We start from the raw sequence: 20,423 nt of genomic DNA on the forward strand, positions 1-20,423 counted from the left end.
TGAGAGTGGCGAGATACGAAAAGTGATATGGCCCCTAAAAAGTAGACACAGGGGTTTAGTTGATTAGTTCAAAGTCCATGGGACTCATTCCACCTAGAGTCCCATGTCTTCTTACTGGATTATAATAGGTATCGATATAAATTCGACTCTGCATCGTCATTTCTTGTCGTGAAAGCTGATCTAAGTTGTTCATCCACTCTGTCTTATATTGCGCAAAGAAGCTTTCGGAACAAGCGTTGTCCCAACAGTTTCCTTTTCTCGACATGCTGACTTTAATCTTTCGTTTACGGTGCCAACGGATCGTCTCCAACGCTCGATACTGTATACCTTGATCGGAGTGAAACAAAAGCTCGTGACCTAAGGGCTGCCTTTGTTCCCAAGCCTTATTCAGGCTTCTTAGCACTAACTTTGCGTTATTAATGCGACTTGTCGATCAACCAATCACTTTGCGTGAAAACAAATCTAAGACGACGCACAGGTATTGCCAACCATCAGTACAGCGCACCTGAGTTATATCTGACACCCAAACTCGATCGGGTTTATCCACCTTAAATTGACGGGCAAGAATGTTATAGGCAGGTATAAGCGTATTTTGTCTTGGCGCTCGTCCATATCGCTTCTTGCTCGCGCAAGAGCTATAGCCCATATTCTGCAGAAGCCTCTGTACTCGCTTTTTATTACAAATAAAGCCGTTAGCGATTGCTGCTTCCCAAAGCTTTCGATAGCCTGGAATACAATACTGAGCTTTGCTTTCTCTCCTCAAGTAGTGACTTAAAGACTCATTGTCTGTCTCTCGCTTCGATGGTTTCCTTGTTAGCCACTTGTAATAACCCGCTTTAGAAACGCCCAACCATTGGCATAGTCGTATGACAGGAAGCTTCACACTGGCCTTCTTAAGGATATACTCGAACCTTATTCTTTTTGGCTGTCGAAGAAAGCCTTCGCTTCCTTTAAGAAATCATTCTCCACCTCTGCCATCTCAAGCTTCTTTTTCAATTGACGGATCTCTTCCTCCAGTTGTGCAACGGATTTTTCGGGGCCGTGGTTAGGTATTGGGAGGGAGTTAGTCTTTTTCGATGTCATTTGGCATCTCCATTTAGAAAGTAGCACCGGCGATATTCCTAAGGATAGTGCTACTGACTTAACGGTATCAGAAGAATCGAGAGATCGCTGAACAGCTTCTCGTTTAAATTCGTCTGTATATTGTCTTTGTGATTTTACTTTCATGACACTCAATGCTCTGTATTAAGTGTCTACTTTTATGGGGTCACATCAAAAGCGCCACTCGAATCCGCTCTTCATCTCTTCATCTCTTCGTTACTCGTTTACCCGCTACCCGCATCTATTCTTTTAAGCTCTTCGCATCCCGTTTACTTGTATCTTATCTCTTCACCTAATAGTAAAAAATAACGGCGTCATTCCCTACAGCGAGGCACGAGCGTGATAGGGAATCTCTTTTCGTCGTGGGTTCCAAACATGTAAATTGAGCGTGACATTGAGATTCCAGATATTTCGTCCCTCAATTCTGGAATGACGGAGTCTAATAGGGGGGCGAGTTCAGAAGTTATCCAATATCCATCTCTGTTTTCCGCTTTTCGCATCCCGTTTACCCGTTACTCGCATCTGCACTTCTACTTCTTTATAACTCCCCCCGTTAAATACAAACCAATCGCCGCTAACACTGGATAACCAAACGCTTCATTCGTCATTTCCCCCAACGGTTTCCAATCGTAACCGTGCATACAGCCCAGAATCACCATCACATGCAGTGCTACATAAGGGATGGTGAACAACAACACAATGTAGCGTTGTACCAACTTAAAAGGTTCATACGCTTTAAGCAGTGCCAGCTTGTGCTTCGCTTTTTCTTCATCAGTAAAAAACATCGCATCTCCTGTGTTGGTGAGTGCATCTAACCCCTTGCTAATAGAAGACTGGCTCCCGAATATTCTTCCGAACAATGTCATACTGCTCCTTGTTTGATTGATGGTTATATACCGCCTTTCTTGTCACTCCCGCTCTTAAGCCTTTCGAATCTCGCTACCCGTCACTCGCATCCGCTCTTCCTGCTTTTCGCATCTCGCTTACTCGAATCCCGCATCCCGCATCCCGCATCCCGCATCTGCTCTTAAGCTCTTAAAGCCATAACCGGACACGCCTTATTCACGCCCCAATCTTTATGCCCTTTAACATTCTCATCTGAAATCAAGAACTGCTCTTGCAGTGCAGCCGTCAAACCAAACAGCGCCTTACGCTGCGCAAGTGTGAAGCTGTCTTCTGGTTGCAGCTCAGCATTACAGCCACCGACCAAACAAATCCCAATATTGCCCTTGTTGTGTCCTTTCACATGCGCGCCGGTTTGCGATAGCGGCCTGCCAAGTTCGACGTCCCCATTGCGACGAATAACAAAGTGGTACCCCACATCGCGCCAGCCTTTCTTTTTATGCCATCGGCGAATCTCGGCTACGTCTACATCTTGCCTTGGTGGCGTGGCGCTGCAATGCACCGTAATAAATGAGAATGCCGGGCAATGAGGCAAACGGAGTAAAACCGAAACCAGACTGAAGGAATAGGGCGCGAGTGAAAAACAAGGCTCTAACGAAGGGCTTCGCTCTTCCGTGTCAGCCAGTTCTTGTGAATCAGCAGACGCTTTTAACGGCTGGTGTGGAACTCGATCAGTTGCTGGTGGAGTGTTTGACAAAATAAATCCTCGTGTTGTTGTAAATAGGCGATTAAAGACGTTGATAACGATTCTTTTAAATTAGGGTGCAGTGCGATGTGTTGTCGCAAACTGGTGGCTACGGTTTTGGCATAATCAGAGTGGTGGTTTACATAACGTAAATACATCACGTAATAACCCAGTGGTTGCCTGCGCCGTGTTCGGCTGATCATCCAACAAATATCCTCATAGCTGGGGGCGTCACCGCATTCATCCTCATTAAAATAATAACCTTCCATTTGGCTTTCTTTATAACCGCCGGCTTCATAGCTCAGTACTTGGCCAAACCCATCACTATCACTAAAAAATAACGGCTGGCGCGACTGAATTAGGGTGTTAGCACGGCACTCGATGCTCGCCATTCCGGGTTGGTACGCTGAAATAAAAAGAGAAACTATCGCCTTCATTAAGCACCTTATTGTTGCATGGGGAGGGCAATGTACTTCAACATTCTTGATTGGGGTTGGCGGGAATAGCGCGGAAACGGCGGAACACAAAAAAGTGAGAGGTGCTTCGAAAAGTTATTGCTCAATAAGGTTGATGTTGCATATCTATCCGAGGTGATTAACCAAACATCTTTTCTTACAACTTATCGCATAGGCCTTTCGCCCCTAAAGCGCCAAAAAGTGTTGTTAATGCCCTTTATATCAATGGATTTCTGTACGAATGATCATTTAACAAGGAGCGTTAACCATGTGTGTTTCTCTTATTCTTTCTTTTACCCCATTAAAAACCAGCTCGCCTATCAGCAAGTTGGTGTTATTAAAATTGGCCGATAACGCAGATGCGCGCGGCGTGTGTTTTCCTTCCCTAAATTACTTAGCGCAATATTGCGAAGTGTCGGTAAGAACCGTGAAACGACACGTTAACGAGCTCGAAAAACAAGGCTTTGTGAAGCGGATAAAGCGGTTTGATGATTCAGGGCGCCAGCGCAGCAATATATATCAGCTGCGCCTACCCAACGACAGCCACATTCAGCAGGCCGATTTAGACCAAGCAGCCAGAGCTCTAGACGTAAATGATCAAACCGACCTAGATAACGGCAATGTAGAACAAACAAGCTTACCGCCAGCCTCGCCAGAAAATGCACAGAAGACAGAGCGAGCAGAGAAAACAGATCATTCAGACACCCACCAGGGTGACTCAAGATCCAACACGGAGAGTGATCATCCTGCACACATAATCTTTCATAAAGAACATAAAACAGAGTTGAGTTTGAAAAACGGCATCTTGGATGACACCGATGTGCTTGATCCCCTAAGCGGTTCTGAAGAACATGAGATCTCGACACCTCAAGCCAACGCCACCAAACCAATAAGCCAAAAGAGTGAAGCTGTAATTCACCTGCTCACCAAAGAGGGCAGCGCGCCGATTTATCATGAGTTCACCACCATATTAGAACGCACCTACCCAAAGTTAGATGTGCTGCAAGAACTGCATGCCATGCAAGCGTGGCTGTACATCAACCCGGATAAGCGCAAGCCCTTCGAGCACATAGGCCACTTTGTGAATGGCTGGCTAAGAAGAAGCGCCCAAGCCAAAGCGAAGCGAGACTCATCGCCACTCTTTAAGCAAACAAGAGCGGCTAAACAAGCAAAAACGGTTAAGCAAACAAAAGCGGTGAAACCCTCAAAGAAAGCTCAATCGATAAAAGCCGTAGGAGCAATAAAAGTAGATGCGCCTACAGCTGCTTCAAACCAAGCGCAGCCTATCAAAAGCAATCAAGCCGAAAGCAAATCTCAAAACCCCACGCCCGTATCTCAAGCCCTCGCGGACTACAAAGCCAAAAGCACCACCAACCCGTTCGAAGCGCGCATCAAGGCCCTAGTTCAAGCTAAATCGCCCGGCACGGATTCTAAGCAGTGACCATTCGATTACTCACAGGCGAAGCGCTTGTTCGCACAGCCCAAAGCTATTGAAAACAAAGAGCTTAGGAAAACCAAAGGCTAGGGCAGACCAAACGCGAATACGGACAAAAAACGTCAAGATACAAAAGTAGAATTAGGGAGAGGGCAAATGGACTATATCAGCCTAAAAAAACTGACAACGGAAGAAAAAGCAACCATTTTAGAGAAAGAAATAGCGCGAGTAGAAGGGCGCATTGGCGAGTTCTTGAAACTGCTTGTTACCCATTACCCACAAGGGCTAACACGTACTGAGATTAAAGCGTTATTGGAGGTAAACAACAACCCAAGCTTCGTGTCGCTATACCGAAACGGCAATATTTTCATTGATATAGAAAAGCGCTATTGCGATGCAGCACAAGAAAACCGCTACCACATCGGCACTCAATACCTGCAAGACGTACAATGCTTCCGGTGGCTGAATGCGTGGTGAGTTGTTTGTCATGCCAGAGTCAATTTCAAACTGGTTAATATGCACTTACTTTGCTAGAATGCTCCGCATATTTAAAACCGTATGAAAACCGCATAAAGCGTACAAATTGTAATTATTGCCTTTAGGAGCCAAACCTAAGGGCGGTAGCGTACCCAAATTCGGATGGATGGCAAGCAGGAAAGGTTTGATTAGCCGTTTTTTGGCCTATTGGGGCGGTTTAAGAAAGTAAGCAAAATCTAGGTTTTATAAGGGATTGTCGAAAATAGATTGTCTCAAAATGAATAAAAAGTGTCTCAATGGCTTAACATTGCTGAGGTAATAATTCATAAAAAATCACTTCTTTAATTTCACCTGTCGGTTGGAAACTTCATAAAATGACTAAGAAAAAAATTCTTACGGTTTTTGGCACGCGTCCAGAAGCCATCAAAATGGCGCCTCTTGTCCATGCTCTAGCAGCTGATGAGCGCTTTGAAGCCAAGTGCTGTGTGACTGCTCAGCACCGTGAAATGCTTGACCAAGTATTAGAGCTATTTGAAATCACGCCAGACTACGATTTGAACTTAATGAAAGCCGGTCAAACGCTGAATGAAGTGACGGCGCGTATTTTGTTAGAGCTTAAACCAGTGCTAGAAGAGTTCAAACCTGATGTGGTTTTAGTGCACGGTGATACGGCAACGACGTTCGCGGCAAGCTTAGCGGCTTACTATGAGCAAATCGCAGTTGGTCATGTTGAAGCCGGCCTTCGTACGGGCAATATTTACTCTCCGTGGCCAGAAGAAGGTAACCGTCGTCTAACTGGCACGCTAACCAAATATCACTTTGCACCAACGCCAACGTCAAAAGAAAATCTGCTCAAAGAGAACTTTAATCCAGAAAATATTTCAGTAACGGGTAATACCGTCATTGATGCATTACTGATGGTTAAAGACAAGATTGATTCTGATAAAGATTTGAATGCAACGCTTTCTGCTCAGTTCCCGTTCTTAGACGCAAACAAAAAACTGATCCTGGTGACGGGCCATCGCCGTGAAAGCTTTGGTGGTGGTTTCGAGCGTATTTGTGAATCGCTAGCTATCACTGCAAAAGCACATCCAGATACGCAAATTCTTTATCCGATGCATCTAAATCCAAATGTGCGTGAACCAGTCAATCGTATTCTTGCTGACATTGACAATATTCATCTTATTGAGCCTCAGCAATACCTGCCATTTATCTACTTAATGAGTCGCGCGCACATTATCTTGACTGACTCTGGTGGTATTCAAGAAGAAGCGCCCTCTTTAGGCAAACCTGTATTAGTTATGCGAGATACAACCGAGCGACCAGAAGCCATTGAAGCGGGGACGGTTAAGTTAGTTGGAACTGACGTAAATACGATCACAACGAACTTACATACATTACTGATCGATAAATCTGCATATCAAGCGATGAGTTTTGCTCATAACCCTTACGGTGATGGCAAAGCGTGCCAAAGAATTTTAAACGAATTAGAAAGTTAAGAATTGGAATATAAATTATGTCATTTGAAACAATTTCAGTAGTAGGACTTGGTTACATTGGTTTGCCGACTGCTGCTATGTTTGCATCACGTAAGAAAAAAGTGATTGGTGTCGATGTCAATCAACATGCGGTTGATACCATCAATCGAGGTGAAATTCATATTGTAGAACCTGATCTCGATATGTTAGTAAGTGCTGCTGTACAGCAAGGCTTTTTAAAAGCCGTAACCACTCCAGAGTCTGCGGATGCTTTTTTGATCGCAGTACCGACACCATTTCTTCCTATCGAAAATGATGGTGATATTCCAAAACCTGACTTGCGCTATATTGAAGCAGCATCAAAAGCAATTGCGCCAGTACTCAAGAAAGGTGACTTAGTTATACTAGAGTCTACTTCACCAGTCGGTGCTACTGAGCAAATGGCTGAATGGTTAAGTGAAGCGCGTTCAGATTTAACGTTTCCTCAAACACACGGTGAAAGTGCAGATGTTAATGTTGCACATTGCCCAGAGCGCGTTTTACCAGGCTATGTTGTTACAGAGCTTGTACAAAATGACCGCGTAATTGGTGGTATGAGTAAGCGCTGCTCAGAACGCAGTGTTGAACTGTATAAAACCTTTGTGATGGGTGATTGTGTAATTACCAATGCACGCACTGCAGAAATGGCGAAGTTAACGGAAAACAGTTGCCGTGATGTACAGATTGCATTTGCTAATGAATTGTCGATGATTTGTGATGAGTTAGATATCGATGTATGGGAATTGATTTCTTTAGCAAACCGACACCCTCGTATTAATATTCTACAACCTGGACCTGGAGTTGGTGGGCATTGTATCGCAGTAGATCCTTGGTTTATTGTTTCAAAAACACCAGAGTTAGCTAAGTTAATAAAAACTGCGCGTGATGTTAATGATAAAAAGCCTGAATGGGTAATTGATAAAGTAAAAATTGCATTAGTTGAATTTTTACAAGCGAACCCATCTAAAACCGCAAAAGATGTCACTATTGCTTGTTATGGTTTAGCGTTTAAACCAGATATTGATGATTTGCGTGAAAGCCCAGCGTTAGATATTACTAAATCAATAGCAGCATTTCATACTGGGCAAGTACTGGCGATTGAACCAAATATTGAGTCAATTGAGTATGAAAATATCAAATTAGTGACTATTGATGAATCGTTATCAAAAACTGATATTCATGTGATGCTTGTAGATCATAAGCAGTTTAAGAAGATTAGGTTAAATGATTTTTTTGTGATTGACACGAAGGGTATCTGGTAATGAAAGTTTTAGTAACTGGCGGTGCTGGTTTTATCGGCTCTGCTGTTATCCGTCACATCATAAATAATACTTCTGACAGCGTGGTTAACGTTGATAAACTGACTTATGCAGGTAACTTAGAGTCTCTTGGTGAGGTGGATTCATCTGAACGTTATGCCTTTGAGCAAGTCGATATCTGTAATCGTACAGAATTAGATCGAGTGTTTAAAGAGCACAAACCAGATGCGGTCATGCACTTGGCGGCGGAGTCGCATGTAGATCGATCTATCACTGGACCTGCCGCGTTCATTGAAACGAATATTGTCGGCACTTATACGCTATTAGAAGCGACTCGTGAGTATTGGAATGCGCTTGAAGAAAGCGCGAAGGAAGAGTTTCGTTTTCACCATATCTCTACTGATGAAGTATATGGTGATCTCCCACATCCAGATGAAGCTCCAGAAGGCACAGCGCTGCCAATGTTCTTGGAGACTACATCGTATGAACCATCAAGCCCATACTCGGCGTCGAAAGCGTCGAGCGATCACCTCGTGCGAGCTTGGTTACGCACTTATGGCCTGCCAACAATAGTTACCAACTGTTCAAATAACTATGGTCCATACCATTTCCCAGAAAAACTGATCCCACTGGTTGTCCTTAATGCGCTTGAAGGCAAAGACCTGCCTATCTACGGAAAAGGTGATCAAATTCGTGATTGGCTATTTGTCGAAGACCATGCACGAGCGCTCTACAAAGTGGTGACTGAAGGTAAAGTGGGCGAGACCTACAATATCGGTGGACACAACGAGAAGAAAAACCTCGAAGTCGTGAACACGATTTGTAACATCCTAGATACGTTAGTACCGAAAGAGTCAGCGTATGCAGAGCAGATCACGTACGTTCAAGATCGTCCTGGTCACGACCGCCGTTACGCGATTGATTCGAGCAAAATGCAGCGTGAGCTAGACTGGACGCCCGAAGAGATATTTGAAACAGGTCTTCGTAAAACGGTGCAATGGTATTTAGATAACTCGGCATGGTGCCAAAACGTACAAGATGGTAGTTACCAACGTGAGCGTTTAGGTGTAGAAAAACTAGAATCAAAGGTTAAGAAATAATGAAAGGGATTGTATTAGCTGGAGGCTCAGGTACACGTTTATACCCATTAACTCGAGGTACATCTAAACAGATGTTACCAATCTACGATAAACCGATGATCTACTACCCAATATCGACACTAATGTTGGCGGGTATACGCAATATTTTAATTATTACCACTTCTGAAGATCAAGCTGGTTTTAAGCGTCTTTTAGGTGACGGTTCAGATTATGGCATTAACTTAGAATATAAAATACAACCAAGCCCTGATGGCTTAGCACAAGCGTTTATTATTGGTGAAGAGTTTATTGGGCAAGATGATGTCTGTTTAGTGCTGGGTGATAATATTTATTATGGTAAACATTTTAGTGAACAACTGCTTAATGCGAAGAATAAAGCGCAAGAAGGGTTAGCCACGGTATTTGGTTATCAGGTTAAAGATCCAGAGCGATTTGGTGTGGTTGAGTTTGATGAAAACTTTAAAGCTATTTCAATCGAAGAAAAACCCACTAAGCCTAAATCGAATTATGCTGTAACCGGGCTCTACTTCTACGATAATCGCGTAGTCGAATGGGCCAAGCAAGTTAAACCATCACATCGTGGCGAACTAGAAATTACTACGTTGAATGAGATGTACCTGCATGATGGGAGCTTAAACGTAGAGCTTTTGGGACGTGGTTTTGCTTGGTTAGACACCGGTACCCATCAAAGTCTGCACGAAGCATCTAGCTTCGTACAAACCATCGAAAATGTGCAAGGGCTTAAAGTGGCATGTCTAGAAGAAATTGCATGGCGTAATGGCTGGTTAAGCCATGACGAGTTATTAACTATTGCAAAGCCTATGCTTAAAAATGAATACGGTCAGTACCTAAATCGAATCGTTAATGAAAGTATTTAGGACTAAAGTGACTCCTATGAATACTAAAGTGAAAAAAATTGTGGTTACCGGCAGTAATGGTCAGGTAGGCTTTTTATTAAGCCAAAAGTTAGAGGAGAGTAATGAATTTGAGCTATATAGTTTTAACCGTGGCTCTCTAGATATAACTTCTGAACAAGCAGTTGCTAAAGCGTGTGAGAGTATCAAACCCGACATCATCATTAACTGTGCTGCTCACACTGGGGTAGATAAAGCAGAAACGGATATTGAAAATAGTTTTGCTATTAACGAAATTGGGTCTAGATACCTAGCCGAACAAGCGCTAAAACATGATGCACTGCTAATTCATATTTCAACTGACTATGTATTTGATGGATTAAAGCAAACACCTTACATTGAAACTGATATACCAAATCCACAATGTGTATATGGTAAAAGTAAGCTTGCAGGTGAATTAGTAATTAAAGGTTCTGGTTGTAAGCACGTTATATTACGTACAGCATGGGTATTTGGCGAGCATGGAAATAATTTTGTAAAAACCATGCTTAAACTTGGTAAGGAAAGAGAAGAGTTAGGCATTATTGGTGATCAGTTTGGAGGTCCAACCTACGCAGGAGACATCGTCAATGCTGTAATTACTATTGCTAATAAATATAGTTCAGTAGAACAGTCGGGTATTTATCACTTTTCAGGTTTACCCCATGTCAGTTGGTACGGGTTTGCAAAGCAAATATTTTTTATTGCTGAGCAGAAAGGTATAAAATTAACTGTAATTAACCTCAAAAAGATTACTGGCACACAATACCCTCTTCCGGCTCCAAGGCCTGTAAGTTCATGTTTAAATTGCAAAAAAATTGAAGATGCTTTTGCTATTACGCCTAGTAATTGGAGTATCAGGTTAGATCAAATAAAAGAATATGAGTAAATATGAATCTAATTACTACCAAAGTGCTAGATGTCAAAAATTTAGTGCTAAAAGTATTTGGTAATGAATATATCTTTGCTATGCAAATGTAGAATCAATAAAAGTTTGAATGATTAGTGATTTTAAAAAACCGACGCTAATTTAACAACATAACCACTCCAAGTCTAATAAATGCATTTACGTGGTTTATATTACTAAACCAAAAAGCTTTCAGATAGGTTCCATGTAATAAGTGACTAAGATAGATACACTAACTATTTTTACCCATAATCAGTACAATCAATAAGTGGGGTTATAAATGTTTCTTTATTGATTGAACTTTAGATAATGTCACACAGTTACTTCCAGAAATACACATTACATCCTATCTCACTAATAGAGATTTAAAATGAATATACATAAATTATCTGATGTACAAACGGATAAAGTAGGCATTGGAACGAGTATCTGGCAATACGTTGTTGTCTTACCAAATGCATCTATTGGCTCTAATGTGAATATCTGTAGTCATTGTTTTATTGAAAATGATGTAAAGATTGGAGATAGAGTTACTATCAAAGCTGGGGTTCAGCTTTGGGATGGGATTTCAATCGAAAATGATGTTTTTATAGGACCTAATGTAACCTTTACTAATGATAAATACCCTAGAAGCAAAGAGTATCCGGAAGACTTTCTTCGTACCATTATTAAATCAAAAGCTTCGATCGGAGCAAATGCAACTATTTTACCAGGGATTATAGTTGGTCAAAATGCAATGGTTGCTGCTGGTGCAGTGGTTACTCGAAATGTTCCGGACAACGCAATTGTAAAAGGAAATCCAGCCGTAATAACCTCGTATCTAAATACAGAGAAGCAAAAACTCAGCCCTACAATAGTAAACTGGGAGGGCACTGGAAAAACCTCTGTTAATGGTGTTACAACCCACACGTTTCCATTAATCTCTGATTTGAGAGGTAATCTATCAGTAGGAGAATTCGATAAGGAAATTCCATTTGATGTAAAGAGATATTTTACAGTATTTGGAGTGCCTAATAAGGAAGTACGTGGAGAGCATGCTCATAAGGAGTGCCATCAATTTTTAATTTGTTTAAATGGAAGTTGTAACGTATTAGTTGATGATGGGACTAATCGAGAAGAGTTTATTCTAGATAAACCCAATAAAGGGCTTTATTTACCACCTATGACTTGGGGTGTTCAGTATCAATATACAAATGATGCCGTACTTATGGTTTTTGCCTCTCACTATTATGATTCGAAAGATTATATACGTGAATATTCAGATTTTAAAAAAATGAGTGTTAAGAAATGATTCCTTTCTTGGATTTAAAAGAAATAAATAAACAATACGAAGCTGAATTAAAAGAAGCGTGCTCAAGAGTTATTGACTCTGGTTGGTACATAATGGGCAACGAACTTAAATCATTTGAACAGAAATTTGCAGCGTATTGTGGTAGCCAACATTCAATAGGAGTTGCAAACGGCTTAGATGCTTTAATGTTAACTCTACGTGCTTGGAAAGAAATGGGTAAGATTTATGACGGTGATGAAGTTATTGTTCCTGCAAACACCTATATAGCTTCAATACTAGCCATATCAGAAAATAATTTAACCCCAGTACTTGTAGAGCCCAACCCCCAAACTTTTAACTTAACTGCAGATGGGATCGAGCCTCACATTACAGATAAGACTAAAGTGATATTGCCAGTGCATTTATATGGTCAAATTTCACCAATGGTTGAAATTATGGCTCTGGCAGAAAAGTATAACTTGTTAGTGTTAGAAGATTGTGCACAGGCACATGGCGCAAAGGTAAATGGAAAAAAAGCTGGTTCTTGGGGGGATGCAGGTGCTTTTAGTTTTTACCCGGGCAAGAATTTAGGTGCATTAGGTGATGCAGGTGCAATAACAACCGATGATAGTGAACTCAAAGACACATTAGACGCACTCCGTAATTACGGTTCACATGAAAAATACAAAAATAGGTACAAAGGCGTAAATAGCCGGTTAGACGAAATCCAAGCAGCAATGCTTAACGTTAAACTAAAACACCTAGATACAGAAATCAAGATTAGACAATCTGTTGCTCATGAATATTTATCTGAAATAAATAACCCTGCAATTACCTTGCCTAGCGTAACCAACGAGGAAGGTCATGTTTGGCACTTATTTGTTCTAAAAACAAATAAACGTGAAAAACTTTCAGAATACCTATCAGATAACGGGGTACAGACACTAATTCATTATCCAACCCCTCCACATTTACAAGCAGCATATTCTGGTTTTTTTAATAAGGACTTACCTATTACTGTAGAAATACATAATGAAGTGATAAGTTTACCAATAAGTTCAGTGATGGACATGAAAAATGTAAGAAAGATTATTGATATTATTAACAATTTTCATTTTTGATTTTTAAAAAGGATAGGGTTGCAAGTGTCTGATGAAAAAAATGCCTACACAAGAATAGTTAAATCTTCCTCAATTATTGGCGGTGCACAAGGCATTAATATGCTAATTGGGATTGTCCGTGTAAAGTTTGTAGCATTGCTAATTGGACCTGTAGGACTTGGATTGTTAGCAACATATCAATCAATAACCAATATGATTGCAACTATAGCAGGACTTGGTCTTCAATCGAGTGCTGTAAGGGATATTGCACAAGCTGTAGAAAGAGGTGATTCCCAACAAATTGGTCGAACAGTACTAACTCTTAGAAGGTTATGCTGGCTAACTGGTCTAACTGGCCCTTTTATAGTATTTTTACTTTCACCATGGTTAAGTCAAATTACGTTTAACAACTCGGATCAAGCTAGTAATATTACTCTTGTTAGTCTCGTTATTTTATTTTCTAACTTAAAGGGTGGGCAAATAGCAATAATTCAGGGTATGCGAAAAATTAATGATTTGGCAAAGCTAAATATAATTGGTGCTATATCAGGTACCGTAATAAGCATTATGCTATATTGGCTATATGGACTAGATGGTATTATTCCGGCTTTAGTTTTATTAAGTATATGCGAATTAATTGCAGCTTTGTGGTTTGTGAAAAAAATTGATATCGCCGTAGTTAAACTAACGTGGAAGGATACATTCATAGAAGCTGGCGGTATGGTGAAAATGGGGCTAGCATTTATGTGGAATGGCTTACTAATAGCCATAGTCGCCTATTTAACAAGAGTAATTATATCAGAAGAATTAGATATGATTTCCGTAGGTATTTACACAGCAGCATTTGCTTTATCAGGTATGATAGTTAATTTTATCCTGGGTGCAATGGGAGCAGACTATTATCCAAGCCTAATCGCAATAAATGATAATAAAAAGAAAATGTGCGACTTAGTAAATAAACAAACAGAAGTTGGATTATTGCTTTCATTACCTGGTTTGTTAATCACAATTTCGTTCTCTCCTTGGATTGTGAATTTATTTTATTCTTCAGAGTTTACAGCTGCAGCTGAATTATTGAGATGGTTTGCTATTGGGTGCATAGGTAGGGTTATTTCATGGCCGATGGGATTCATTATATTAGCTAAAGGAAGATCAAAAACATTTATAGCGACGGAAACAGTAATAAATATAATTCATGTTGTTTTAATTATTTATCTATTGGATAACCTTGGACTTGAAGGAGTAGCAATAGCATACCCATTACTATACAGTATTTATACTTTAATGATATTGTGTGTATCAAAATATTTAATTGATTTTAGATGGTCAGTGAGTGTTGTTAGGATATTATGCTTATTTATGACCTCCACTTTAATTGTTATTTATGTCTCATTGAATTATTCAGTTTTAGTTTCGTCTTTAGTTGGAGGGTTTGTTTCTGGTCTGATGACCGTATACTCTCTAAGAGAATTGTCGAATAAACTACCAGATACACATAAACTGACAAAATTTTTGAGATATGTAACCTTAGCTAAATTGGAGATAAAATGAGCAAACCAAAAATATTATTTATTCAAGATGATGCTGAGGTTTTAGGTGGAACAAAAACATTAATTTCAAGATTGGCTAAACAGCTAATAGAACAAGATTTCGAAGTTTCAATATTATTTAAATCATCTGATGCAAATACTAGCGTCCTTAGTATATTCCCTAAAGGCTGTAAGCTAAAATTTATTAGCGTAGAAGCCCAGAGAAAAGTTCTTTATCCATATAATATAAAGGAACACATACCAAAATTAGATTCCGAATATCATGCAATTATATCATTATCATTTGATGGATATTATTTTAGCAAAGTGCTAGGTCAATTCTATAATATAAAAGGTCCCAAATATTGGTATGTAGTTAATCCAGAAGTATATATAGATGATCCATTAACGACAAAAGCAAAAAGAATGCTAATGAAAGGGGACAATGAGAATAATTTTATTTTTATGAATAAAGAGTGTTCATATCAGTTCTCTGATGTTTTTGAACACAAGATTGTGCCTCTTCCTGTGAGCATGAGAAAAGAAACCAATCCTAATAATCATTCTTATACAATAGTTTCTATAGGTCGTATTTGTTCTCTGATGAAAACATACAATTGGTCTCTGATTCCAGTAATAATTAAATTGAAAGAAAAATTCCCAAATTTAGTTTGGTATATTTATGGAGATGGTGGAAGTGAAGATGTTGAAGATTTAAAAAAGACGATAATGAGTAACGACTGTGGTGGCTTTATAAAATATATGGGAAAAGTTGAATACAATGATATGGAAAGAGTACTCGATGGTAAGAGTATGTTTATTGGTATGGGGACATCAGCTGTAGAGGCTGCTTCTACAGGTATTCCCACTATAGTTCCTATCGCATTTGAAAAAAAACCAGTTAGTTATGGTTTTCTTCATGAACTTCCTGCTGGTAATGTTGGTGAAAAGTCATTAGGTCTAAAAGTGCAAAATATCAGTTCATTGATTAATAAGGTATTTGAATTTAATGAAAATGAATTTATTCTCTTGTCAGAGAAAACAAAGAAATCAGCGTTACAGTTTAAAGATGATGTTGTTTTTAATAAATTTTTATTAGCAATTAGTGATGGGAGTGCTGATAAACCATCAAGTCAAATTGATAAGTTTGAACATTATTTATTATTTTTAATGGCTCGAGTATTTAGAGTAACTAAACGCTTAGTTATTAGAAAGATCAGAGATTAATAGTTAGAAGCTAGCGACTTTCGAAATGAAAATAAAGTTAAAAAATAGACTGCAAAGTTTTTAATTGAATTGAAAGATAGAGATAAAATGACTGATATAATTTTTAGTATAATTATTCCGGTATACAATGATGAAAAAACAATAGTTAATGCCATAACATCAGTTTTAAATCAAAACTTTCAAGGTGGCTTAGAAATCATCATTGTTAATGATGGCTCTACCGATAGTACACACTGCCTAGTTGATGATTTAATAGAAAAAAAACCCCTTAAACCTATAAGATATTACAGGACTGAGAATTATGGTGTGTCGCATGCAAGAAATATTGGAATATCCAATAGCATTGGAAAGTTTTTGGTGTTTCTAGATTCTGATGATCTAATGCATGTGAATAAGTTGCAAGTTACAAGTGATATAATAAAATTTAATAAAAATGTTGATGTAATTGGGCATGACTACAGCATTTCTGATGGTGAATGTATTACAAGTAGTAAAAAATATTTTATTTCATCATATTTAAAATTTGTTCCTAAGCATAAGGTCCTTATTAAAAATTTCGCAGCAACTTCAAGTTGGACTGTAAGGAACACTAATACTATTATGTTTGATGAAAAGCTTAGGTATGCAGAAGACCATGACTATATTTTACGATCTGCATTTAATGGTATGAAATTATTTTATTATTCAGATAAATTAATTTCCCTAGACCGTGAAATTATGTCTGAGGGTGGGCTCAGTTCTAATCATTTATTAATGAGGGCTGGTGAAATAAAAATGTACTTGAAACTTTATAAAGTTAATCCATATTTAACTTTATTAACTCCATTTCTAGTTCTTTATTCAATATCGAAACATTTAGTTAAGTTTTTGTTTCGGTAGTGCTATCCTTAATATGGTATCTAGATAAATTTTTAAATCAACGACGTTGAAGTATTTCTATTTTCATTATTTACAGTGCCTGCCGTTTGTTGTAAGTTTGGTGAATAATAAAGTTACTCTCTTTAATTTTATAAGATGATTGATGATGTTTCTATTTGTAAGGCGTTCTAGTAGTGATAATAATTTTGATATAATTAGAATTGCTTTAGCTTTAATTGTTTTATTTTACCATGCAGGTGTATTGAGTGGACATACGTACTTTAGTATGTTTCCTGGTTCATTTGCCGTTCAAGCATTTTTTATCGTCAGTGGTTATTTAATTACCAGAAGTTATATAGTTAATAATGATATTAAAAAATATGTTAAATCACGTCTATTAAGGGTGTGTCCATTATATTTTTTTGTAATATTACTGTCATTTTTACTAGGATTATTAGTTTCTGATTTAAGTTTTTATAATTACGTCAATAACGGTGGGTTTGATTATTTAATATACAACTTATTGTTTCTTAATTTTTTAAAGCCAAGTTTGCCTGGAGTTTTTGATGAGAGTATTATAAATGGTTCTCTCTGGACCTTAAAAATTGAGGTGCTATTTTATTTAACTGTCCCATTTCTATTCGGATTCTTAAATCGTTGGTTTCAAAGACCTAAAGTTATTTTATTAATTGGTATTACTTCTATTATCTCTTATTATTTAATTGGTTTTTTTATTAGTAAATATTCTTTACCACCTTCTCTCAACAATCAGTTACCATCTCTTATGTCATATTTCATGGTTGGAGCTATGTTTAATTATGTGGTGTTAATTAATAGAATAAGGCTATTACTGGTACCATCATTATTGCTATTATTATTAGGTTTTAACCCTATTACTCAACCAATTTTAGTTGGTTTAGTAATATATATCCTAGCTTTTAATGTCCCAATATTTAAGATATCAAAAAGAGTTGGAGACATTTCGTACGGCATCTACTTGTGGCACTTTCCTGTAATTCAAGCTCTTATATTTTATGGTTTTTATGATAATGTATATTTTGGTGTCCTCTTGTCTTTATGCTTGGTGTTGCTGTTATCTTATTTAAGCTGGCACGTTATTGAAAAAAGGGTACTTAATCGGTAAATAGCCAACAACCATGTCCAAGTATTTAGTTTCTTAGCGCTAATATCAATATAACTTCACTAAGTCGAATTATGAAATAGCATTTAAATTTCAACTTTTCCCTATAAAAGTCTGATCCCGTATAAATTATCTGATATTATTTTCATTCTTAATTTTTGGCAATGTAAATGAAAAGGATTACCTTATATGATGAGGCGCTGCTAGATTAAATAGAAGTGACTTTAGCTTTCGAATTTATTTTTCTTTATGATAGTTGTTGGTGGGGGGGGGGTAATTAGGTGCAACTTCAAAAGTTTTTATTTATTATAAGATGACCTGTGGGTTCTATAATTATTTTCGGGACTTTCATTACAATTTAATTACTTTAGGTAAGATATGAAAAAAGTTTTAATATTAACCTACGAGATGTTGCCGTATTCAAGCACATTTGGTGGATGCCAGAGAATGTACTTTCTTGCTGAAAATCTTACTTCTCAAGGAGTTTCAGTTTCGGTAATTGCTGCAAAAAAAAATAAAAAAAATCACTTTGGTAAATTAGTTAACTTTGACTCGATTTTTTTTGGAAGCAATAATAAACTGGAATCGGATATCGGTAATGCCACTTCAAGATACAATCCTTTAGATTTTTTTAAATCATTACTCAGAAAGGTTGTAGATAAAGTCATAAATCCATTTTTTAATGAGCCCTCAAACCTATTAGCTTTGAGGGCATTTTTATGGATAAAGAAATATAGAGATGATATTTTTAACCATATATCGAATAACGATTTTGATACTGTTATTATTAGTGGACCACCATTTACTCTTTTCTCTATATCTAAGGGTATAAAGCGTCAATTTCCTGGTGTAAAAGTTATTTTAGATTACAGAGACCCTTGGGGTATTTGGAATGGTAATAAAAGTATAGCATTTTATCGTGAGCGGAGTTTTATTGATAATTCAGATGAAATTGTAGTAGTTACACCAGCTGCAAAAGTAAGTACTGAAAAGTTTTTCACATTAAATAAACCTGTAAAAGTGATTTATAATGGGTTTTCTAATGATAGCTGGAATTCAATGAAACCTTTAGATGAAGTACGCAGCTGTCTAATCAGGATTGCTTTTATTGGTAGTATTGACTTTAAAGACAATTCCTATAGAAGTACTAAGGTATTTTTTGAAGCATACGATTTGTTTAAAGATCGTTTTGAACTTTTGTTTGTTGGTGCATCTGATACAAGTGAAGCTAGAAGTCTATTAAGTAAATATGAAAACTTAAAAATCATTCCCAATGTTGACCAAACTAAATCTCTTAGTTACATGATGACATCTGACATTCTTCTAACCTTGCACACTACGAATGATTCTTCTGGTTCATTTTTAATCCAAGGTAAGGTGTTTGATTACTTAAGAAGTGGAAAGTTATTATACTCTATTGGCAATGAAAGCGATTATACAAATATCTTCATAAAGAATAATTCCTTAGGGTTTACTTCTAAAAATAGTAAAGAAGAGATTATAGAGGTATTAGAAAGTATCATTGAGTTACATAGTTCTACAGGATTAAAGCGGAGAATTGTTATAGATATTGACGAATATTCTCGAGAGTTTCAAAATAGAAAATACTTAGGTATAATTAATGAAGGTGAGGAACAGTTATGAAACCTAAGTTACTAATTCTTGTTGTAAATTATAATCTTGACTTGAAATTAAGCGCTACAATTAATTCGTTGATAAAATCTAGGGATATATTATCTTCTAGTGACGTGCTTATCTGGGAGAATGGACCGATTAGTTCTAGTAACTCAAGTGTAGAATTTTTAAACACTACTGGCGTTAATTTTCATTATAGGTTTTCGAGAGAAAACAAAGGTTTATCATATATATATAACACGGTTATAAGAGAATATGTTTCTAATTATGACTACTTGGTTATTTTGGATAATGATTCAATATTCGATAGTGAATTTTTTTCTTCTATTAACAAAGCCATCAGTTATGATCCGGAAATTAATTTACTTGTACCATTAATAAAACATGAGGAAAAATTGATAAGCCCCTCAAACTTGAATTTCATATTTATGGAGAGGTGGCAGTCTGATGAAGTTGGAAAAATATCATCGGTAGATAGATTTGCTATAAACAGTGGAATGGTTATAAAATCCTCATTTCTTTTAAATGAGTTTCCTGGCTATAATGAGCTAATTAAATTTTATGGTACAGACGACGATTTTTTTAATAAATACTCGAAAATCAATAAGTATTTTTATGTTTTAGATTATGTGTTTTCTCATGATTTCTCGATGTTCAGTGAGCAAACTTTAGATAAGGAATTGTTTCGTTTTAAGGAGCGATGCACTGCCTATCGATACGTCTATTCTAGCAGTTTTTTAAAAGGAGCCTTTTTGAAAGTATACTTATTCTTAGTCGCTTTGAAATTGGCCTTTAAATTTAGAAGTCTTAGGTTTCTTATTTAAAATGATTTATTTAATAGTTACAGTTTACTTTTTTTGTGTATTTCATTTTTCATTAAAGCATTCAAAGAATACAAGTTTGATTTTTTTTGTTGCAATTTTTCCTATGT

Annotated in this window: 18 protein-coding genes and 1 pseudogene; 15 read left to right on the forward strand and 4 right to left on the reverse strand. The window is 37.5% G+C overall.

What is annotated here, in order from left to right:
* Positions 1 to 55: 55 nt before the first annotated feature.
* The 4 genes and pseudogenes from OCU90_RS00985 to OCU90_RS01000 all read right to left on the reverse strand — a co-directional run bounded on the left by OCU90_RS00985 (position 56) and on the right by OCU90_RS01000 (position 3,126).
* Positions 56 to 1,227: pseudogene (locus OCU90_RS00985) on the reverse strand (IS3 family transposase).
* A gap of 404 nt (positions 1,228 to 1,631) precedes the next feature.
* A complete protein-coding gene (locus OCU90_RS00990) occupies positions 1,632 to 1,967 on the reverse strand; it encodes a hypothetical protein (RefSeq protein ID WP_029224976.1) in 336 nt (111 codons plus the stop codon).
* Between the two features lie 161 nt (positions 1,968 to 2,128).
* Positions 2,129 to 2,701 (reverse strand): N-acetylmuramoyl-L-alanine amidase, encoded by a 573-nt coding sequence (locus OCU90_RS00995; RefSeq protein WP_061023809.1) that lies wholly within the window; start codon positions 2,699 to 2,701, stop codon positions 2,129 to 2,131.
* On the reverse strand, positions 2,653 to 3,126 hold the full coding sequence (locus OCU90_RS01000; RefSeq protein ID WP_061023811.1) for a hypothetical protein: 474 nt from the start codon (positions 3,124 to 3,126) through the stop codon (positions 2,653 to 2,655). The genes OCU90_RS00995 and OCU90_RS01000 overlap by 49 nt, the downstream gene beginning before the upstream one ends.
* Positions 3,127 to 3,412: 286 nt before the next feature.
* Here OCU90_RS01000 and OCU90_RS01005 point away from each other — a divergent pair, with 286 nt between their 5' ends.
* The 15 genes from OCU90_RS01005 (at position 3,413) to OCU90_RS01075 (ending at position 20,316) form a co-directional block, all read left to right on the forward strand.
* A complete protein-coding gene (locus OCU90_RS01005) occupies positions 3,413 to 4,585 on the forward strand; it encodes a helix-turn-helix domain-containing protein (RefSeq protein WP_061023814.1) in 1,173 nt (390 codons plus the stop codon).
* 150 nt (positions 4,586 to 4,735) lie between these two features.
* Positions 4,736 to 5,056 carry a hypothetical protein gene (locus OCU90_RS01010; protein ID WP_061023816.1) on the forward strand — a complete coding sequence of 107 codons (321 nt, stop codon included), beginning with the start codon at positions 4,736 to 4,738 and terminating at the stop codon, positions 5,054 to 5,056.
* Between the two features lie 374 nt (positions 5,057 to 5,430).
* Positions 5,431 to 6,555, forward strand: a complete 1,125-nt coding sequence (wecB, locus tag OCU90_RS01015; RefSeq protein WP_061023818.1) for a non-hydrolyzing UDP-N-acetylglucosamine 2-epimerase — start codon at positions 5,431 to 5,433, stop codon at positions 6,553 to 6,555.
* A gap of 17 nt (positions 6,556 to 6,572) precedes the next feature.
* Positions 6,573 to 7,835 (forward strand): UDP-N-acetyl-D-mannosamine dehydrogenase, encoded by a 1,263-nt coding sequence (gene wecC, locus OCU90_RS01020; protein WP_061023820.1) that lies wholly within the window; start codon positions 6,573 to 6,575, stop codon positions 7,833 to 7,835.
* Positions 7,835 to 8,932 (forward strand): dTDP-glucose 4,6-dehydratase, encoded by a 1,098-nt coding sequence (gene rfbB / locus OCU90_RS01025; RefSeq protein ID WP_061023821.1) that lies wholly within the window; start codon positions 7,835 to 7,837, stop codon positions 8,930 to 8,932. Before wecC ends, rfbB begins: the two co-directional genes overlap by 1 nt.
* A complete protein-coding gene (rfbA, locus tag OCU90_RS01030; RefSeq protein WP_061023823.1) occupies positions 8,932 to 9,810 on the forward strand; it encodes a glucose-1-phosphate thymidylyltransferase RfbA in 879 nt (292 codons plus the stop codon). The genes rfbB and rfbA overlap by 1 nt, the downstream gene beginning before the upstream one ends.
* A 16-nt stretch (positions 9,811 to 9,826) precedes the next feature.
* Positions 9,827 to 10,714 carry a dTDP-4-dehydrorhamnose reductase gene (gene rfbD, locus OCU90_RS01035; RefSeq protein ID WP_061023888.1) on the forward strand — a complete coding sequence of 296 codons (888 nt, stop codon included), beginning with the start codon at positions 9,827 to 9,829 and terminating at the stop codon, positions 10,712 to 10,714.
* 388 nt (positions 10,715 to 11,102) lie between these two features.
* Positions 11,103 to 12,023, forward strand: a complete 921-nt coding sequence (locus OCU90_RS01040) for a WxcM-like domain-containing protein (RefSeq protein WP_061023825.1) — start codon at positions 11,103 to 11,105, stop codon at positions 12,021 to 12,023.
* Entirely contained in the window at positions 12,020 to 13,123 is a 1,104-nt protein-coding gene (locus OCU90_RS01045; RefSeq protein ID WP_061023826.1) for a DegT/DnrJ/EryC1/StrS family aminotransferase, read from the forward strand. The genes OCU90_RS01040 and OCU90_RS01045 overlap by 4 nt, the downstream gene beginning before the upstream one ends.
* Before the next feature lie 24 nt (positions 13,124 to 13,147).
* The gene (locus tag OCU90_RS01050; RefSeq protein WP_099426142.1) at positions 13,148 to 14,653 is read left to right on the forward strand and encodes an O-antigen translocase; all 1,506 of its coding nucleotides are present in this window, start codon (positions 13,148 to 13,150) and stop codon (positions 14,651 to 14,653) included.
* Entirely contained in the window at positions 14,650 to 15,858 is a 1,209-nt protein-coding gene (locus OCU90_RS01055) for a glycosyltransferase family protein (RefSeq protein ID WP_061023830.1), read from the forward strand. Before OCU90_RS01050 ends, OCU90_RS01055 begins: the two co-directional genes overlap by 4 nt.
* Positions 15,859 to 15,945: 87 nt before the next feature.
* Positions 15,946 to 16,737 (forward strand): glycosyltransferase family 2 protein, encoded by a 792-nt coding sequence (locus OCU90_RS01060; RefSeq protein WP_061023832.1) that lies wholly within the window; start codon positions 15,946 to 15,948, stop codon positions 16,735 to 16,737.
* 142 nt (positions 16,738 to 16,879) lie between these two features.
* Positions 16,880 to 17,860 carry an acyltransferase family protein gene (locus OCU90_RS01065; RefSeq protein ID WP_061023834.1) on the forward strand — a complete coding sequence of 327 codons (981 nt, stop codon included), beginning with the start codon at positions 16,880 to 16,882 and terminating at the stop codon, positions 17,858 to 17,860.
* Positions 17,861 to 18,235: 375 nt separating this feature from the next.
* Positions 18,236 to 19,501 carry a glycosyltransferase gene (locus OCU90_RS01070; RefSeq protein WP_061023835.1) on the forward strand — a complete coding sequence of 422 codons (1,266 nt, stop codon included), beginning with the start codon at positions 18,236 to 18,238 and terminating at the stop codon, positions 19,499 to 19,501.
* On the forward strand, positions 19,498 to 20,316 hold the full coding sequence (locus tag OCU90_RS01075; protein WP_061023837.1) for a glycosyltransferase: 819 nt from the start codon (positions 19,498 to 19,500) through the stop codon (positions 20,314 to 20,316). The genes OCU90_RS01070 and OCU90_RS01075 overlap by 4 nt, the downstream gene beginning before the upstream one ends.
* Positions 20,317 to 20,423 lie beyond the last annotated feature (107 nt).

Source organism: Vibrio splendidus, from assembly GCF_024347615.1.
Taxonomy (GTDB): domain Bacteria; phylum Pseudomonadota; class Gammaproteobacteria; order Enterobacterales; family Vibrionaceae; genus Vibrio; species Vibrio splendidus.

Coding starts and splice junctions, on each gene's coding strand:
- rfbD (WP_061023888.1), top strand. CDS start 9,827: ATGAATACTAAAGTGAAAAAAATTGTGGTTACCGGCAGTAATGGTCAG.
- OCU90_RS01000 (WP_061023811.1), bottom strand. CDS start 3,126: ATGAAGGCGATAGTTTCTCTTTTTATTTCAGCGTACCAACCCGGAATG.
- OCU90_RS01075 (WP_061023837.1), top strand. CDS start 19,498: ATGAAACCTAAGTTACTAATTCTTGTTGTAAATTATAATCTTGACTTG.
- OCU90_RS01070 (WP_061023835.1), top strand. CDS start 18,236: ATGAAAAAAGTTTTAATATTAACCTACGAGATGTTGCCGTATTCAAGC.
- rfbB (WP_061023821.1), top strand. CDS start 7,835: ATGAAAGTTTTAGTAACTGGCGGTGCTGGTTTTATCGGCTCTGCTGTT.
- wecB (WP_061023818.1), top strand. CDS start 5,431: ATGACTAAGAAAAAAATTCTTACGGTTTTTGGCACGCGTCCAGAAGCC.
- OCU90_RS01045 (WP_061023826.1), top strand. CDS start 12,020: ATGATTCCTTTCTTGGATTTAAAAGAAATAAATAAACAATACGAAGCT.
- OCU90_RS01055 (WP_061023830.1), top strand. CDS start 14,650: ATGAGCAAACCAAAAATATTATTTATTCAAGATGATGCTGAGGTTTTA.
- OCU90_RS01065 (WP_061023834.1), top strand. CDS start 16,880: ATGATGTTTCTATTTGTAAGGCGTTCTAGTAGTGATAATAATTTTGAT.
- OCU90_RS01005 (WP_061023814.1), top strand. CDS start 3,413: ATGTGTGTTTCTCTTATTCTTTCTTTTACCCCATTAAAAACCAGCTCG.
- OCU90_RS00990 (WP_029224976.1), bottom strand. CDS start 1,967: ATGACATTGTTCGGAAGAATATTCGGGAGCCAGTCTTCTATTAGCAAG.
- OCU90_RS01040 (WP_061023825.1), top strand. CDS start 11,103: ATGAATATACATAAATTATCTGATGTACAAACGGATAAAGTAGGCATT.
- OCU90_RS01010 (WP_061023816.1), top strand. CDS start 4,736: ATGGACTATATCAGCCTAAAAAAACTGACAACGGAAGAAAAAGCAACC.
- rfbA (WP_061023823.1), top strand. CDS start 8,932: ATGAAAGGGATTGTATTAGCTGGAGGCTCAGGTACACGTTTATACCCA.
- wecC (WP_061023820.1), top strand. CDS start 6,573: ATGTCATTTGAAACAATTTCAGTAGTAGGACTTGGTTACATTGGTTTG.
- OCU90_RS01060 (WP_061023832.1), top strand. CDS start 15,946: ATGACTGATATAATTTTTAGTATAATTATTCCGGTATACAATGATGAA.